Raw genomic sequence first — 15,453 nt, forward strand, 5'->3', positions numbered from 1 at the left:
GCCTTAGCCGCCGCAGCCGCCGATTGTTACTTTGACAGTGCTGGTCGCCTTGGCGAAAGAGCCGTCGGCCAGCTTGGCGATGGCCACCACATCCTGCGTGCCCGCCAAGCGGATGCGGGTGGAGGCGTGCTGCGACGCGGCCAGCGGGCCGAACTTGAAGCTCGCCACAGGTGGCGTGGGGTTACCAAGCGCCAGCACCATGATTTCAGTGGCACCGGGGGCGTCGACCTCGATCGGGACGGTATTGCCGTTTTCCGCAATCTCGGGGGCGGTCAGGGTCACGCCGGTATCAGCCATCTCTGCACCCCCGGTGAAGGCAGCAATCGCGTCATCCCCGGCAGCGGCCACGGCCAGCTTGGGCAGGGACAGTGCGGCAAAGGCACCTGCCCCCATCGCAATCGCACTACGTCGTGTAAATTCCATTATCATCACTCCTGGTCAGATCCCGCGCGGTGGGGTTCTTAGTCTTTCAACGTGGCAAGATAGGCCACGACATCCTCGATCTGCTGGGCGGCCAGAAGAGGCCCCAGCGTGTCGTCGGCCGCCTTGCCGGTATAGCCCTTGCCCGGACGGGTATAGCCGCTGTCCTTGTAGAACGCGGGCATCATCGTCCCCTCGAACAGCATCTTCGCGTTGGCGACGATGCCGCGCAATTCAGCCTCGGTCCAGCGGTCCCCCGCGCCATCCAGCACCGGGCCGATTTCGCCCTGGAACGGGACATCGGGCAAAGCGCTGACCTGATGGCAGGCGACGCAGTTGCCAAGCTTTTTGCTGCCCACGATCTTGGCCCCCTCTTCGGGGTTGCCGGGGGTGCCGGTCAGCGATTGTTCAACCGCGCCATACTCATCATAGACCACGTCACCGGGGGCCACGTCGGCCGCATGCGCCGCCGCAGCAAAGCCGACAGAGGCCACTAGGGCAAATACGGAAACTTTCATGCGTCCTCCCACAGACATTCCTTTTCAAAAGCCTACCCCCCGCGCCAAAATGACGCAACTATAAATTCATCTTATTGAATTTTTTATTGAAGCACGGCATTTAGCGGATCCTCGCCCTTATTCCTGCTCTTCAACGAGCATACGCGCGTGATATTTCTGGAACGTCTCGTCCCCTTCATATCCCTTGTCGACGATCCACTTCATCATGTGAAAGGTCGTCGCCGGACCAAAGGCACCAGGCACCGTCGCGACCGCCGCTTCAACGGCCGTCTGCCCTTCCTCCACGGTCTGGGGGAAATACATCAGCGTCGGCGTGAACATCTGACGCCATTTGCGCACCATGTCCCTCTCGGGCAATGTCTCTCCGTCAAAGTCGGTGACCTCGACATCGCCGAACATGTTGATCTGCACGACAAAGAAGTTCTCGCGCAGGTAGGCATCGATCTTGGGCAGCGGGAAAACCTCTTCGTGCATCTTGTTGCAGTAGATGCAGCCGCGCTGTTCGATGATAACCATCAGCCGCTTGCCCTCGTCCGTCGCCTCGGCCAGATCGTCGCGCAGATCTTTGAAGGTCTCACGCATCCAGGCGGTCTTGTGCAAACCATCATCCCCCAGGGTCGCGGCACTGCCCGCAGTCACCATACAAGCGACAGCCGCCAGCGCGGCCAAAGCGTTTCGGATCATCTTCATCAAAAGTCCCTCCGGTTGTTAGCCAATGGCGCTGAAAACGGGGAAGGTTTCAAGCATCCACTGCGCAATATAGTTGATCGAGTTGGTGGCAATCAGCAGGCCAAAGACAATCAGCAGAACCCCCATCGCCTTTTCTACCGTGCCCAGATGTTGCCGGAACCCCGCCATCCAGCGCATGAACGGCCCGATGAACAGCGCCGCCAGCACGAAAGGCGCGGTCATGCCCAAGCCGTAGGTCAGCAGCAAAAGCGCGCCCGAGCCCGCCGTCTCGGCCCCCGCGGCGGTGAACAGGATGGCCGCAAGCACCGGCCCGACGCAAGGGGTCCAGCCAAAGGCAAAGGCCAGCCCGATCACATAGGCCCCCAGAAAACTGGTTGCCGTCGTGTTCCCCGCATCCGCACGAAACTGGCGATATAGAAAACCGATACGGATCACGCCCAGAAAATGGAGCCCCATCGCAATGATAACAGCCGCAGCGACCCATCGCAAAATATCGAAATAGTCCCGCACGATCTGCCCAAAGGTCGTGGCCACCGCCCCCAGCCCGACAAAGATCGTGATAACCCCCGCTGCAAAGAACAGCGCCGCGATCACCGCGCGCCGGCGCACGGCGGCATCCACCGGCCCGTCCGCCGTGATCTGGTTCATGCCGACGCCCGCCAGATAGCTCAGATAAAAGGGCACGATCGGCAGGATGCAGGGCGACAAAAAGGACAAAAGCCCGGCAAACGCCGCGCCCAGAAAGGTGATTTCAAGCATGCAGGTTGCCTTTCTCTTGTACCATTCACATATTCACATTAAGTATTTTGAAATCAACAGGTGAATTTCCTATGCGGTTGCGCACTGCTTTCTTGTCTCTCTCGGTGGCCGCAGGCCTTGCGGTTTCCCCCGTGGTCGCAGCGGCCCAGACCGCGCTGATCATGGTCGAGGAACAGGGCTGCGTGTGGTGTGCCCGTTGGAATGAGCAGATCGCCCCGATCTATCCCAAGACCCAAGCGGGCAAGGCAGCCCCATTACGCCGCGTTGATATCAACGATGACAAACCCGCCGATCTGCACTTTGCCCGCGGCCTACATTACACGCCGACGTTCGTGTTGATGGTCGACGGCCATGAGGTGTCGCGCATCGAAGGCTACCCGGGCGAAGATTTCTTTTGGGGCGTTCTGGAAAAAATGCTATCCGACGCCAAATTGATGCCAGACCCCGACAAAAGCTAGCGCCCCTTGCGATATGCGCACGCCAATCCCCCTTTATCCAGCCAAGGATGTTAACCAGTGGGTAACCCCGGTTCCGACACAGAAATGAGCCAAGCCGATCGGGACCGTATGGCCGAAAACGCCGCACGTGCCTCTAACTTCCTCAAGGCGATCAGCCACGAGGGGCGGTTGATGATCCTGTGTCACCTCTCTGCAGGCGAAAAATCCGTCACCGAGCTGGAAGAGCTGCTGTCCGCCCGTCAGGCGGCGGTATCCCAACAGCTGTCACGCTTGCGGCTTGAAGGGCTGGTAACGCCACGCCGCGACGGCAAAACGATCTTTTACAGGCTGGCCGATGACCGTCCGCAAAAGATCATGGAAGTCGTCTATGATATGTTCTGCAAACCGGACAGCGACGCGTAAACGCGGCTCAGACCTGCTCCAGATACGTCAGCAGCCGCGCTTCCGAGGCGAATAGCCCGGTCTTGCGCCCGACCTTGATCTCGGGGGGCGCTTCGCCCGCCAGATCGATCACCGCCGGATGGATATAGCTGTTGCGCGCCACGGTCGGCGTATTGCTCAACTGTGCGGCGGCGGCTTCGGCCAATTGCTTGATGGTGGCCTGCCCCTTCTCGGCGGCCTCGAAGGCGGCAACGGTGCCCGCCCATGTTCGGAACGTCTTGGCGGTGAAGTCGTCGCACCCCGTTGCTTCGGCGATATAGGCGTTCAGTCCGGCTGAGTTCAACTGATGCACCTCGCCCTGCGCATCGGCCCATGTCAGCAGCTCCGCCCCCGGCAGATCGTTAATTTTCTCCAGCGTTTTGGCCAGCGTCCGGTCGTTGATCTGCCGCCGCACCTTCTTGCCGCCCTTGGCCGTATAGCGCAGCCGGATCACATTCCCGTCGAGTTTGACATGGCGCGACCGCAGGGTCAGCGTGCCATAGCTGCCATTCTCGCGCGTGTAGTCCGGATTACCCACCCGCAGCGACGCGCGGTCGATCAGCGTGACGGCGCTGGCCAAGGCAAAGCTGCGCTCCCCTGCCTGCTGATCCAGATCGCGGGCGACAAAGCGGCGCAGGCGCGGCAAAGCATGCGCAAAATCCACCAGGCTCGCGAATTTCGTCTCTGCCTGCGCCTCTGACCATTTTTCATGATAGCGATATTGTTTGCGATTNCGGGTGTCGCGCCCCGTGGCCAGCAAATGCCCGTTCNCCAAAGGCGTCATCCACACGTCTTCATAGGCGGGCGGCACCGCCATCGCTTCCAGCCGCGCGCGCTCTTCTCCGCGGGCNATGGTNGTGCCGTCCGGTGCCTTATAGGTAAACCCGCGCCCGCGNCGCTGACGCGAAATGCCGGGGCGGTCATCGCCATANTAGGTCAGCCCCGCGCCGCCCATATGTCAGGCGGNCTCGACTTCCGACGATAGCTTGAGCACCTCATCCCCGTCGTCTTGCTCGATCAACAGCGCCGGATCATCATCGGACCCGTTGCGCGTGACCTCGGACCCTTTCAACGTACGGGTCACACTTTTGGTAAAGCGGTCTGTCACCTTGCCACTGGCAGTGCCCTGCCCCCAGTCCCATTTGACCTTGGTGCCCTTGGATATCCCTGACATCGTCGTCCCCTCTGCACTGTTTGGTGTGAAAGGATAACGACCTATGCCCGAAACGGGTTCCCTCCGGTCAGACCCGCCAGCGCAGCACGCGGGTTTCGATGGCGGCAATCACGGCGCTCACGCAAACCCCCAACACCGACAGGATCACGACACCCGCAAACAGACGTTCAAGATCATAAAGGCTGCCGGCCTCAAGGATATAAGCCCCGATGCCATATTCCGCGCCCAGCATTTCAGCTGCCACCAACAGGATGATCGCAATCGCCAACGAGATGCGCAGCCCCGAGAGGATGCCCGGCATCGCCCCCGGCAGTACGATCTTGCGCACGATCGACCACCACGACAGACCAAAGCTCTGCCCCATGCGGATCAATCCGCGGTCCACATTGTCCACCGCCGCATAGGTCGCCACGACCGTCGGCGTGAATGTCCCGAAGGCGATCAGCGCGTATTTACTGCCCTCGTCAATGCCAAACCAGATCACGAACAACGGCAGAAGCGCGATCTTGGGGATCGGGAACAGCGCCGCAACCAGGGGCACCAGCCCGGCACGCACATAGCTGAACAGCCCGATCATCACCCCGACGCCGACACCAACCAAGGCCCCGAGCGTCGCCCCCACAGCCAAGCGGCTGAGCGAGGGGGCCAGATGTTTGAACAGCATCCCCGATTGCCACAGTTCGACAAAGGTCATCGCCACATCCGAGGGGCGTGGCAACGTCAGGTTAGAGATAAAGCCGCTGCGCGTGCCCCATTCGGCCAGCAGGATCAGCAGGACAAAGACCAAGACCCCCATACCCCGTCGTTGCTTGGGGGCAAAACCGCCGCCACGAAAGGCGACGGGGCGGCTGTTTGTATGTGCTGCATCAGACATGGATCAACTCCGCATCGGCGGCGGCGGCTTCTTCGCGCATCAGCCCCCACAAATGTTGTTGTTGCGCCTCGAGGGCGGCATCGCCATAGGCACGCTCTGCCAACGGTGTCGTCAGTTCGACCACTTCGCGGATCTGCCCGGGGCGGCGCGACAGGACCACGATTCTGTGCCCCAGCCGCACGGCCTCTGCTAGATTGTGGGTGACATAGACGGCCGTAAAGGGCTGGCGGGTCCACAGGCTGATCAGATCGTCCATCAACAGTTCGCGCGTCTGACTGTCCAAGGCGCTCAGCGGTTCGTCCATCAACATCACAGCAGGGTTCACCGCCAAGGCGCGTGCAATGGCCACCCGCTGTTTCATCCCGCCCGACAGCTGTTTGGGCAGGGCATCGGCAAATTCGGTCAGTTTGGTACGGGCCAGCACATCGTCGAGGATCCGCGCCCGCGCGGCGGCGTCCAGCCCGTGATCCTCCAGCACCAGCGCCACATTGCCGCGCACGCTGCGCCAGGGCAGCAAGGCGAAATCCTGAAACACGTAGGTAAGCGGGTTCAGACAGCCGGCTGGGGGCGTGCCCAGTTGCAGCACCTGACCCGAAGTCGGCTGCTCCAGCCCGCCCAGCATCCGCAGCAGGGTCGACTTGCCACAGCCCGAAGGCCCGACGATGCAGACAATCTGCCCTGACGGAATATCAAGGTTGATATCGCGCAGCACTTCGGTCTCGCCATAAGTATGGCTGACCCCCGCTAACCTAAGATCCATGAGAAACGTCCTGAAATATCAAAGGCCGGGCAAAGCCTGCCCGACCTGTCGTTGGTATAGATGGCGCGATCAGGCGCCGATGGTGTCGACGAAAGACGTGTCGATCAACGTCTCAAGCGTGATATCCGCATCCACCAGCCCCTCGGACTGGAACCAGCTCAGCTGGTCACGCACAGAGGCGACGTTCAACGCGGCCCCCTCGTTCAGACGCATGGTGCCGTTGACAATCCCCGGCGTCGCGGCCTCGAGCGTTTTGTCGGTGTAGACGTAGTTGTGGATCAGCTTGACCATCTCGGCCACGCCTTCCGCACCGGCGGTCTGTTCGATCATCGCGGCGTTGTAGTCAGCCGCCCCCTTGGCATAGGCCGCAAGGTAATCCTGCGTCTGCTGCTTTTCGTCGGTCGCGTTCTTGGTCGAGGTAAAGACCGTGGTGACCTGATAGTCGGGCAGATAATCGGAGACGTTCCCGATGATATGCACGGCACCCGAGCCCGCCAGTGGCTTGGCGATATGGGGCACGATGGACCAGGCATCAATCTGGCCGGTCTTCAGCGCGCCGATGATGGCACCCACCTTCTGCAACGGCTTGAACGACAGCTCGATCCCCTCGGCCTGCGCCATCTTTGACCCCATATAATGGAACGACGATCCCGCCGTGGTCATGCCAAAGCTCTTTCCGTCCAGCATCGCAGGCGCGGTCACACCCGCCTGATAGGCCGCGTCCGAGGCCAGAAACTTCTGCCCGTCAATGCCCTTCTCTTCAGACAAGGCACCGCCGATCACCTTGATCGCACCCTTATCCGCCAGCGACACCAGCCCGCCCGAGATCGCGGTCACGGCATAGTCGACATCCCCGCTGGCAATCGCCACGGCCATCGGCTGCGCGGCCTGAAAGAACTTGAGCTCGACATCCAGACCGGCCTGCTTGAAATATTCGCGCTGATAGGCCACGAATGTGCCGGAATGGCTGGTAAAGCGCAGCGCGCCCAGAGTGATCTTTTTGCCCTGCGCAACAGCCGGTGCAGCAAGCCCGACCGCGGCAGCGGCCCCCATGGTCGCCAATGTCTGGCGGCGGTTGAATGTGGTCATGATATCCTCCCCTTGAATTTGCGCGCACAATGGGTCGTGGCATGACGTAGTGTCAAGCGCAGGCCCCCGAAAACCACCCTCACGAACGAAGCGTCACGGCCTGTGGCACCCAGCCTCGCCCGCTTCCAAATGGCCTTAAATCCTCGCCAAAGGCTCCTCAGATTGCCAGCGCGCGCGACATTGCCTATATGGGCGTCACCGCTGCATCAGCCCCCTCCCTTTCACAAAAGGCCCGATCCCATGACCTTCGACCGTTCGATCAAAATCGCCCCCTCCATCCTTGCTGCCGACTTTGCCAATTTCGGGGCAGAGTGCGAAGCCATCGAAGCACAGGGCGCGGACTGGGTACATGTCGACGTAATGGACGGGCATTTCGTCCCGAACATCAGCTTTGGCCCGACCACCTGCGCCGCGATCCGCCCCCATATCAAGGGCGTGATGGACGTGCATCTGATGATCGCACCCGTTGATCCCTACATCGATGCCTTTGCCAAAGCCGGTGCCGATGTGATCACGGCCCATGTCGAAGCAGGCCCCCACATCCACCGCACGCTGCAAGCGATCCGCGGTGCCGGTGCCAAGGCCGGTGTCGCGCTAAACCCCGGCACGCCTGCCGCAGCGGTAGAGCATCTGCTCGACGTTGCCGATCTGGTCTGTGTGATGACCGTGAACCCCGGTTTCGGCGGGCAGAAGTTCATCGACATGAGCGANAAGATCCGCACCCTGCGCGCGATGATNGGNGACCGNCCGGTGCATATCGAAATTGACGGCGGTGTGGACGTNAACACCGCTTCTAGNGTGGCGCAGGCGGGGGCTGATGTGCTGGTCGCAGGCTCCGCGGTGTTCCGTGGCGGGTCNGTCAGCAACCCTGCCCCCTACGGCGAAAACATCCGCGCTATCCGCGCCGCTGCCGAAGGCGTCTACGTCTAAGCGCCAGCCGCACACCAGCGACAAAGGAAAAGGCCGGCCCCCACCACGGGGGACCGGCCTTTTCCTTAACNCCGCANAGGGANCAATCAGNANCCAATCAGGCCANCTGNTCCTTGAATGTCTCGATCAGCTTGTGCTTGAGGATCTTGCCCGTGGGGGCCGCAGGNAGGGCCGTTCCGATGATAAACTGGCTGGGGCGTTTATAGCCAGTCAGCCGATCCTTGACGAAGGCCTTCAGGTCTTGCGGGTCAAGCGTGTCGCCCTCGGCGATCTGGACGAAGGCCAGCACCTCTTCATCGTTGCCGGTGGACCGGCCCACCACGGCGGCCTGAATGACCTGCGGGTGATCGTTGATCGCGGCCTCTACCTCNGGCGGGTAGACNTTGAACCCGCCGTGGATGATCAGCTCTTTCGAGCGGCCCAGAATATGCANGTGACCGTGTTCGTCGAACGTCCCCAGATCNCCGGTGCGCAGCCAGCCATCCTGNCCNAGNACNTTGGCGGTTTCCTCGGGGTTCTTGTANTAGCCCTTCATNACGTGGGCCCCACGGGTCAANACCTCNCCCTTGCCATTGCTGCCNCCTTCGACNGTNTCATCGATNTTNGTCTCGACACCGGGCAAGGACGGACCGACCGAGATATCNGGCGATCCCAGCGGGTTGCTGGTGGCCGAGATACCGGCNGNGGATTCCGTCATGCCATAGCCGTTCTGGATCGCGACGCCGTAAAAGGCTTCGGCCTTGCGCTTCCACGTGGGGTCCAGCGGCGCCGCCCCCGAAGATACATAGCGCAGCGTTTNGGAGTTGAGCTGCGTCAGCCCNTGCTCTTTCGTGTATTGCATCAGCAGCGCGTGCATCTGCGGCACGGCCGACAGGAAGTTCACCCCCGTGGTCAGCGCGGNATANAGCTTTTNAGCCGAGAAACGCGCCTCCAGCCGGATTTCGGCACCGGCGCAGCAGGATGCGGTCATNACCGAACACAGNCCGAAAACATGGGTCAGGGGCAACACGCCATAGACCACATCGCCCGNATTGATCCCCCGCAGCGTCGCCGAGGCATTGCCGCCAAAGCGCACGTTGGCATGGGTCAGCATNACGCCCTTGGGGTCGCCCGTTGTNCCGGTGGTATACAGCAGCACCGCCACATCGCTCAGATCCCCATCGGGGTTGCTGGCGATCGGCGTGGCCAGATGCATCGCGCCGAAGGCACCGGTGATCTCTGCGGCACCCAGCCGTTCCGCATGGGCTGTCGCATCNGGTGAGGCGTGGCAGGTCATCAGCACGGCAGCAGGTGCNGCGTGNTCAATGATCCGCTGGATTTCGCCCGCGCTTTGNCGTGCNTTGACGGGGATGATNACNGCGCCNGCTTTCCACGTGCCAAACACAGTGGCCACGGCGGCGGCACAGTTTTCCGACAGCATCAGCACGCGGTCGTTGGGCTGCACACCGGNATCCTTGAGCGCCTGCGCGATGTCGTCGCTTGCCTTGTCGAACATCTTGTACGTCCAGCGTACCCCTGTGCTGTCGCTCAGCGCGGGCGCNTCCCCGCGTGCGGCCACTTGATCCGCCAGAAATTGCTCTACACGTACCATTATATTCTCTGCCTCCCCGCAGTCTTTCAGAACCCGGTCAGCGCGTCTGGCTGCGGGTTGGGTCAATAGATCGGTGGCCGAGGGTCAGCCGCCGTAATTCGGTGTGCGCTTCTCGAGGAAAGCGGCGATGCCTTCGGCAGCCTCATCTGCGCCGGTGGCATGGGCCATGGCGTCACATTCCGCTTCAAGCTGGTCGGCCTCGGACACGTCATAGCCCTGNGCGACCAGCCCGCGGATCACCCCTTGGGCTTCGCGGGGGCCTGCGGCCAAGCGGTCGGCAAGCGCCATNGCGGCCTCNAACGCGCCNCCNTTGTCGGTGACNGCATTTACCACGCCCAGATCATGCATGCGTTCAACNGTNACNGGCTGCGCCAGCAAGCACATCTCCATCGCGAGCTGCCGCGGCAGCGCACGCGCGAGCGAGGCGGTCAGCCCNCCATCNGGCACCAGCCCCGCCTTGACGTAAGCAGCGGTGAACTTNGCACCGGCGGCGGCAACGATCAGATCGCAGGCCAGCGCAAAAGACAGCCCCGCNCCCGCGGCACCGCCTTCGACGGCGGCGATNACCGGCACCGGACAGGACCGGATCGCNCGGATCAGGCTNTGCAATTCGTTGATCTTGCCCCGACGTTCATCTTTGGGCATGTCGCGNCGNGCGATCAGGACATTCAGATCGCCNCCCGCGCAAAAGAAATCCCCTTCGGAGGTGAGGATCACGGCACGGATACGCGGCGCGGCGGCCATTTCAATCGCTTGGCCGATGCANGCGTAAAGCTCGGGCGACAGGGCACCCCGCTTATGCGCGTTTCCGTTCCAGATGACGATCCGGTCACCCTTGTCTTCGATCCGAGCGCTCATTTCAGTTTCTCCTGTGGGACGCGCTTGAACACGCCTGTGGATGTCGCAATGACCGTGCCGTCTTCGTGGACNAGNTCAGCNTCGATATACAGCAGGCTGCGACCACCGCCCTTGATCGTGCCGGTCGCGGTCACGCGCCCGGGTTGGCCCGCGGCCAGAAACTGCGTCGTCAACGANATCGTGAGGAACGGGTGCTGGCCGGTGGGATCCACGCTCAGCGATCCGGTCATGCCACAGGCGTTATCCAGCAATGTGGCGGCAATACCGCCATGAAGAACCCCATGGCGGTTGAAGTGTTGCGGACCCAGATCAAGAAAGCAGCGCCCGTGGGCCGGATCGGATATGTCGACGACATATCCGACCAGGGTTTGGGTGCCGGTCTCGTCCCGGATCAGCTGGCTTTCNTCAGGCTGCTGCAAGGGCAATGAAACGCTCCAGATGGTGGTCTGTGTCACCAAAGCGGTGGTCTGCCATGATGATACGCTTGGCGATGTGGGCCAGTTCGTATTCTTGCGTCATGGCGATACCGCCGTGCATCTGGATGCTGTCTTCGGCAACCAAACGGCCCGCGCGACCCAGCAGGTTCTTGGCGGCAGAGATATGCGTCTCGCGCGCTTTGTACTCCGCTTCGAGGTTGCCCGCNGCAACGATCACGGCAGAGCGCGCCTGCTCCATCTCGATCAGCAGGTCGGACATGCGGTGCGCGAGCGCCTGGAACGTGCCGATGGGCTTGCCGAACTGCTTGCGGGTCATCAGGTATTCGCGGGTCAGGCGGGTTGCCGTTTCCATCGCACCCAGTGTTTCCGCACAGATCGCGACATTGGCCGCAGCGACGCGCGCCTCGATCGCCTTGAACGCCTTGCCAGCTTCACCCAGACGGGCAGAGGCAGGGACGGACACATCATCCAGCGTGACTTCGGCGGCACGACCACCGGCCAGCAGCGCATAACCTTGCAGCGTGATGCCCTTGGTATCTGCCGGCACGAGGAACAGCGAGATCCCGTTTTCGTCGCCTGCCTCGCCGCTCTCGCGGGCAGAAACGATCAGCATGTCGGCGTTTTCAGCGTTGACCACAACGGCCTTGCGGCCGTTCAGCACCACGTTGTCGCCATCGACCTTGGCGGTGGAGGTCACCTGATTCAGGTCATAGCGGCTGGTGGGTTCGCCGTGGGCAAAAGCCACCTGCAACGCGCCACCGATCAGTTCTTCGACGTGAGCCTGCTGGTCGTCATTGCCCAGGTCGGCAATCAGACCGCCGCCCAGAATGGCGGTATCAAGGAAGGGTTCGACCACGCCTGCGCGGCCCAGTTCCTCGAACACGACGGCGATGTCGAAACCAGCGCCGCCAAAGCCGCCCTGATCTTCGGTGAACAGCGCGCCGATGACGCCCAGTTCGGCCAGACCGTTCCAGATGTCAGCGGAAAAGCCGGTGTCGCTTTCAAGGATCTTGTTGCGGGCTGCTGTATCGTATTTGTCGCGCAGGAAACGGCGCAGACTGTCTTGCAGCATTTGGCGTTCTTCTGTCAGGTCGAAGTTCATGCTCCACCTCCCATCGTTGTTTTGGCAATGATCTGGCGCTGGATTTCGTTCGAGCCGCCAAAGATCGACAGTTTACGGTTGTTGAAATATTGCGCGGCGACGGGGCCGGCATTCAACGGATCAGGCAGGGCCAGGTTCGACCCTTCGATCGCTTCGGATGCGAATGGCATCGCATAGGCACCCGCAGCACGACGCGCGAGGTCGTTGATTTCCTGACGGATGATCGTGCCTTTAACCTTCAGCATGGACGATTCAACACCCGGTGCCGCACCCGCTGCCGCCTTAGAGACGATGCGCAGGTTTGTGGTGCTCATCGCCATCAGGTCGATTTCAACCTGTGCCACACGTGCCGCGAAATGCGGGTTCTGCATCAACGGCTTGCCGCCGGACATCTCTGCCTTGGCGATACGTTTGACCGCGGTCAGACCCGCTTGCGAGAACCCGACGCCCGCGATGTTGGTGCGTTCGTGGGTCAGCAGGTACTTGGCATAGGTCCAGCCTTCGTTCTCTTTGCCGACAAGGTTTTCGAGCGGGACTTTAACATCCGTGAACCAAACCTCGTTCACCTCGTGGGTGCCGTCGAGCAGGATGATCGGGCGCACTTCGACGCCGGGGGTGTCCATGTCGATCAGCAGGAAGGAAATACCCTCTTGCTGCTTCACCGTCTTGTCGGTGCGTACAAGGCAGAAGATCATGTTCGCGTGCTGACCCAGCGTGGTCCACGTCTTCTGGCCGTTGACGATGTAGTGCGTGCCTTCGTCGTTCAGAACCGCTTCGGTCTTGAGCGAGGCAAGGTCGGACCCCGCACCCGGCTCGGAATAGCCCTGACACCACCAGTCTTCGCCCGACAGGATGCGGGGCAGCCAGTAGTCGTTCTGTTCTTGCGAGCCGAATTTTTGAAGCACGGGGGCCAGCATCGACAGGCCAAAAGGCACGATGCGTGGCGCATAGGCGGCGGCGGCTTCTTCTTCGAAGATGTGACGCTGCACCGCGTTCCATTCCGCACCGCCAAATTTCTTGGGCCAGTTCGGGGCCAGCCAACCTTGGGCGTTCAGGATCGCATGCCACTGTTCCTGACCGTCTTTACCCAGCTCTTCACCCTTGCGGATTTTGTCGCTCATTTCCTTGGGGAGCTTTTCCTCAAGAAAGGCCCGCACTTCGGCGCGGAAAGCCTTTTCTTCGTCGCTATAGCTCAGATCCATTTGTCTTCCTCCGGTTTATACTGTCGGGCATTGCGCCCTTGTTCATTTACTTAGCGGCTTGTTTGTTCAGGTCGTCAAAGTTGCGCCCTTCGGCCACCAGCTGTTTCAGCAGCGGCGCGGGTTCCCAGAACCAGGCGTCTTCCTTGGCGTAGCTTTCGATGTCGGCCAGCAGTGCAGGCAGCCCTTGCAGGTCGGCCCATTTCATCGGGCCACCCCAGTAGCGCGGGAAGCCGTAGCCAAAGAGCAGGACCATATCCACATCCAAGGGCCGCTTCGCGATGCCCTCGCCCACGACCTTTGCCGCTTCGTTGACCATCGCGGCCATATAGCGGCGGACGATCTCTGCGTCGGTAAAGTCACGCGCGGTGATGCCACGATCGGCGCGTTCGGCGGCGATCAGCTCGGACACTTCGGGGTTCGGCACGCCGCCGCGCGATCCGGCCTCATAGATGTAGTAGCCTTTCCCGGTCTTCTGGCCGAAGTTGCCCGCTTCGCAGATCTTGTCGGGGTATGTCGGCACGCGTTCTGCAGGGTGGCGCGTCGCCGCTTTGCGCTTGCGTGTGGCCCAGCCGATATCGAGTCCGGCCAGATCGCCCACGGCAAAGGGGCCCATGGCAAAGCCGAAATCCACCAGCGCCTTGTCGATCTGGAACGGCGATGCGCCATCAAGCACCATGTGATCGGCGGCGGTGCGGTAGGTTGCCAGAATACGGTTGCCGATAAACCCGTCGCAGACACCGGCGCGCACGGAAATCTTGTTCAGCGCCTTGCCAAGGGCAAAGCCCGTGGCGACCACATCGGGGGCGGTCTTTTCGGCGACGACCACTTCGAGCAGCTTCATGATATGCGCAGGCGAGAAGAAGTGCAGCCCGATCACATCCGCAGGGCGCGAGGTGCTGGCCGCGATCTCGTCCACATCCAGATAGGATGTGTTGGACGCCAGAATAGCACCGGGTTTGCACACGGCATCAAGCTTGCCGAACACCTCTTTCTTGACACCCATATCCTCGAACACGGCTTCGATCACCAGATCGACCGAGGCGAGGCTGTCATAGTTGATCGACACCTCAAGCGCGGTGTTGGTCATCGCGTCATATTTCATCTGCGTGATCTTGCCACGCTTAAGCGCGCCGGAAAGATTGCCCGCGATGCGACCGCGCGCGGCCTCTGCGGCGTCTTCCTTCATCTCGATCAGCACGACGTTGAAGCCNGCCAACAGCGCNGCCGTGGCGATGCCTGCGCCCATNGTGCCGCCGCCGATGATGCCGATGGATTGCANCGCGCGGGGTTCGACGCCTTTNAGTTCCGGCAGGTTGCCTACCGCACGNTCAGAGAAGAACGCGTGGATCATGCCCTGACGTTGGTCTGTCTCCATCAACTCCATGAAAATCTTGCGCTCGGCCAGCATGCCTTCGTCAAAGGGCAGCTCTGCCGCGGCCTGAACCGCGCGGACCGCCTGCGCCGGAGAGATTTGCCCCCGCCCCTTTTTCAGCGTCCCGTCATAGGCCGCNTCCCAGTCNATCGGCGCGGGTGCGGCCATCTCGCTGACGGGGCGGCGCGGTGCGTTGGTGGCGATCAGGTTCTCGGCATAGGCGACGCCCACATCCTCGGGGTCNCCCTCGGTGACCTGATCGACGATGCCAAGGCTTTCGGCTTCGGCCGCTTTGACCTGNCGGCCAGANGTGATCAGATCAAGCGAGGGGTCCACGCCGATCAGACGCGGCAAACGCTGGGTCGCACCGGCACCGGGGATCAGGCCCAGATGCACTTCGGGNAGGCCCACTTTGGCCGACGGCTGCGCCACNCGGTAATGCGCCGACAGCGCNATCTCGAGCCCGCCGCCCAAGGACACACCATGCATGGAGGCGACAACGATCAGCGGGGAATCCTCGATCCGTTTGCACACATCNGGCAGGAAAGGTTCCAGCGGCGTTTTGCCGAATTCGGTGATATCCGCACCGGCGATAAAGGCGCGGCCCTCGCCNACGATAACCACGGCNTTGACGCCGTCATCGGCCTCGGCCTGCGCCATACCGGCNACCAGACCTTCACGAACAGCATGGGACAACGCATTGACCGGGGGGTTCTTGATCCGCAGTACGGCCACGTCGCCTTTGCGGGTATATCCAATCTTGTCAGTCATTTAGCATATTCCTTGGTCTAGTCTTGTT

At 61.6% G+C, this 15,453-nt stretch carries 18 protein-coding genes; 3 read left to right on the forward strand and 15 right to left on the reverse strand.

What is annotated here, in order from left to right; translation table 11 throughout:
- Positions 1 to 3: 3 nt before the first annotated feature.
- The 4 genes from soxY to CBB63_RS11785 form a co-directional block, all read right to left on the reverse strand.
- Positions 4 to 423 (reverse strand): thiosulfate oxidation carrier protein SoxY, encoded by a 420-nt coding sequence (gene soxY, locus CBB63_RS11770; protein WP_037954197.1) that lies wholly within the window; start codon positions 421 to 423, stop codon positions 4 to 6.
- Between the two features lie 38 nt (positions 424 to 461).
- Entirely contained in the window at positions 462 to 938 is a 477-nt protein-coding gene (gene soxX, locus CBB63_RS11775) for a sulfur oxidation c-type cytochrome SoxX (RefSeq protein WP_286699287.1), read from the reverse strand.
- Between the two features lie 117 nt (positions 939 to 1,055).
- The gene (locus CBB63_RS11780; protein ID WP_009826255.1) at positions 1,056 to 1,628 is read right to left on the reverse strand and encodes a thioredoxin family protein; all 573 of its coding nucleotides are present in this window, start codon (positions 1,626 to 1,628) and stop codon (positions 1,056 to 1,058) included.
- A gap of 18 nt (positions 1,629 to 1,646) precedes the next feature.
- Entirely contained in the window at positions 1,647 to 2,387 is a 741-nt protein-coding gene (locus CBB63_RS11785; RefSeq protein WP_009826254.1) for a cytochrome c biogenesis CcdA family protein, read from the reverse strand.
- A 71-nt stretch (positions 2,388 to 2,458) separates the two neighbouring features.
- Here CBB63_RS11785 and CBB63_RS11790 point away from each other — a divergent pair, with 71 nt between their 5' ends.
- The gene (locus CBB63_RS11790; RefSeq protein ID WP_009826253.1) at positions 2,459 to 2,845 is read left to right on the forward strand and encodes a thioredoxin domain-containing protein; all 387 of its coding nucleotides are present in this window, start codon (positions 2,459 to 2,461) and stop codon (positions 2,843 to 2,845) included.
- 84 nt (positions 2,846 to 2,929) lie between these two features.
- Entirely contained in the window at positions 2,930 to 3,247 is a 318-nt protein-coding gene (locus tag CBB63_RS11795; RefSeq protein WP_009826252.1) for an ArsR/SmtB family transcription factor, read from the forward strand.
- A gap of 7 nt (positions 3,248 to 3,254) precedes the next feature.
- On the opposite strand, the gene CBB63_RS11800 is transcribed toward CBB63_RS11795, so the two are convergent.
- The 5 genes from CBB63_RS11800 to CBB63_RS11820 form a co-directional block, all read right to left on the reverse strand.
- Positions 3,255 to 4,220 carry a DNA topoisomerase IB gene (locus CBB63_RS11800; protein WP_286699288.1) on the reverse strand — a complete coding sequence of 322 codons (966 nt, stop codon included), beginning with the start codon at positions 4,218 to 4,220 and terminating at the stop codon, positions 3,255 to 3,257.
- A gap of 3 nt (positions 4,221 to 4,223) precedes the next feature.
- Positions 4,224 to 4,439: a hypervirulence associated TUDOR domain-containing protein gene (locus CBB63_RS11805; RefSeq protein ID WP_286699289.1), complete on the reverse strand. Its 216-nt coding sequence runs from the start codon at positions 4,437 to 4,439 to the stop codon at positions 4,224 to 4,226.
- 67 nt (positions 4,440 to 4,506) lie between these two features.
- Complete coding sequence (locus tag CBB63_RS11810) at positions 4,507 to 5,313, reverse strand: ABC transporter permease (protein ID WP_174226599.1); 807 nt, start codon at positions 5,311 to 5,313, stop codon at positions 4,507 to 4,509.
- Positions 5,306 to 6,073, reverse strand: a complete 768-nt coding sequence (locus CBB63_RS11815; protein WP_286699290.1) for an ABC transporter ATP-binding protein — start codon at positions 6,071 to 6,073, stop codon at positions 5,306 to 5,308. The genes CBB63_RS11810 and CBB63_RS11815 overlap by 8 nt, the downstream gene beginning before the upstream one ends.
- A gap of 69 nt (positions 6,074 to 6,142) precedes the next feature.
- Positions 6,143 to 7,162 (reverse strand): ABC transporter substrate-binding protein, encoded by a 1,020-nt coding sequence (locus CBB63_RS11820; protein ID WP_286699291.1) that lies wholly within the window; start codon positions 7,160 to 7,162, stop codon positions 6,143 to 6,145.
- 240 nt (positions 7,163 to 7,402) lie between these two features.
- Between CBB63_RS11820 and rpe the strand changes: the two genes are divergently transcribed.
- Entirely contained in the window at positions 7,403 to 8,092 is a 690-nt protein-coding gene (rpe, locus tag CBB63_RS11825; RefSeq protein WP_286699292.1) for a ribulose-phosphate 3-epimerase, read from the forward strand.
- A 97-nt stretch (positions 8,093 to 8,189) separates the two neighbouring features.
- On the opposite strand, the gene CBB63_RS11830 is transcribed toward rpe, so the two are convergent.
- The 6 genes from CBB63_RS11830 to CBB63_RS11855 form a co-directional block, all read right to left on the reverse strand.
- Entirely contained in the window at positions 8,190 to 9,683 is a 1,494-nt protein-coding gene (locus CBB63_RS11830) for a class I adenylate-forming enzyme family protein (protein WP_286699293.1), read from the reverse strand.
- Positions 9,684 to 9,767: 84 nt separating this feature from the next.
- Positions 9,768 to 10,541, reverse strand: a complete 774-nt coding sequence (locus tag CBB63_RS11835) for an oxepin-CoA hydrolase, alternative type (RefSeq protein WP_286699294.1) — start codon at positions 10,539 to 10,541, stop codon at positions 9,768 to 9,770.
- On the reverse strand, positions 10,538 to 10,996 hold the full coding sequence (locus CBB63_RS11840) for a PaaI family thioesterase (RefSeq protein WP_502695909.1): 459 nt from the start codon (positions 10,994 to 10,996) through the stop codon (positions 10,538 to 10,540). Before CBB63_RS11840 ends, CBB63_RS11835 begins: the two co-directional genes overlap by 4 nt.
- On the reverse strand, positions 10,947 to 12,080 hold the full coding sequence (locus CBB63_RS11845; RefSeq protein WP_074635252.1) for an acyl-CoA dehydrogenase family protein: 1,134 nt from the start codon (positions 12,078 to 12,080) through the stop codon (positions 10,947 to 10,949). The genes CBB63_RS11840 and CBB63_RS11845 overlap by 50 nt, the downstream gene beginning before the upstream one ends.
- A complete protein-coding gene (locus CBB63_RS11850) occupies positions 12,077 to 13,282 on the reverse strand; it encodes an acyl-CoA dehydrogenase family protein (protein WP_286699296.1) in 1,206 nt (401 codons plus the stop codon). The genes CBB63_RS11845 and CBB63_RS11850 overlap by 4 nt, the downstream gene beginning before the upstream one ends.
- A gap of 46 nt (positions 13,283 to 13,328) precedes the next feature.
- A complete protein-coding gene (locus CBB63_RS11855; RefSeq protein ID WP_286699297.1) occupies positions 13,329 to 15,425 on the reverse strand; it encodes an FAD-dependent oxidoreductase in 2,097 nt (698 codons plus the stop codon).
- Positions 15,426 to 15,453: the final 28 nt, after the last annotated feature.

The sequence above is a fragment of the Sulfitobacter sp. TMED3 genome (assembly GCF_002167505.1).
GTDB lineage: Bacteria > Pseudomonadota > Alphaproteobacteria > Rhodobacterales > Rhodobacteraceae > Sulfitobacter > Sulfitobacter pontiacus.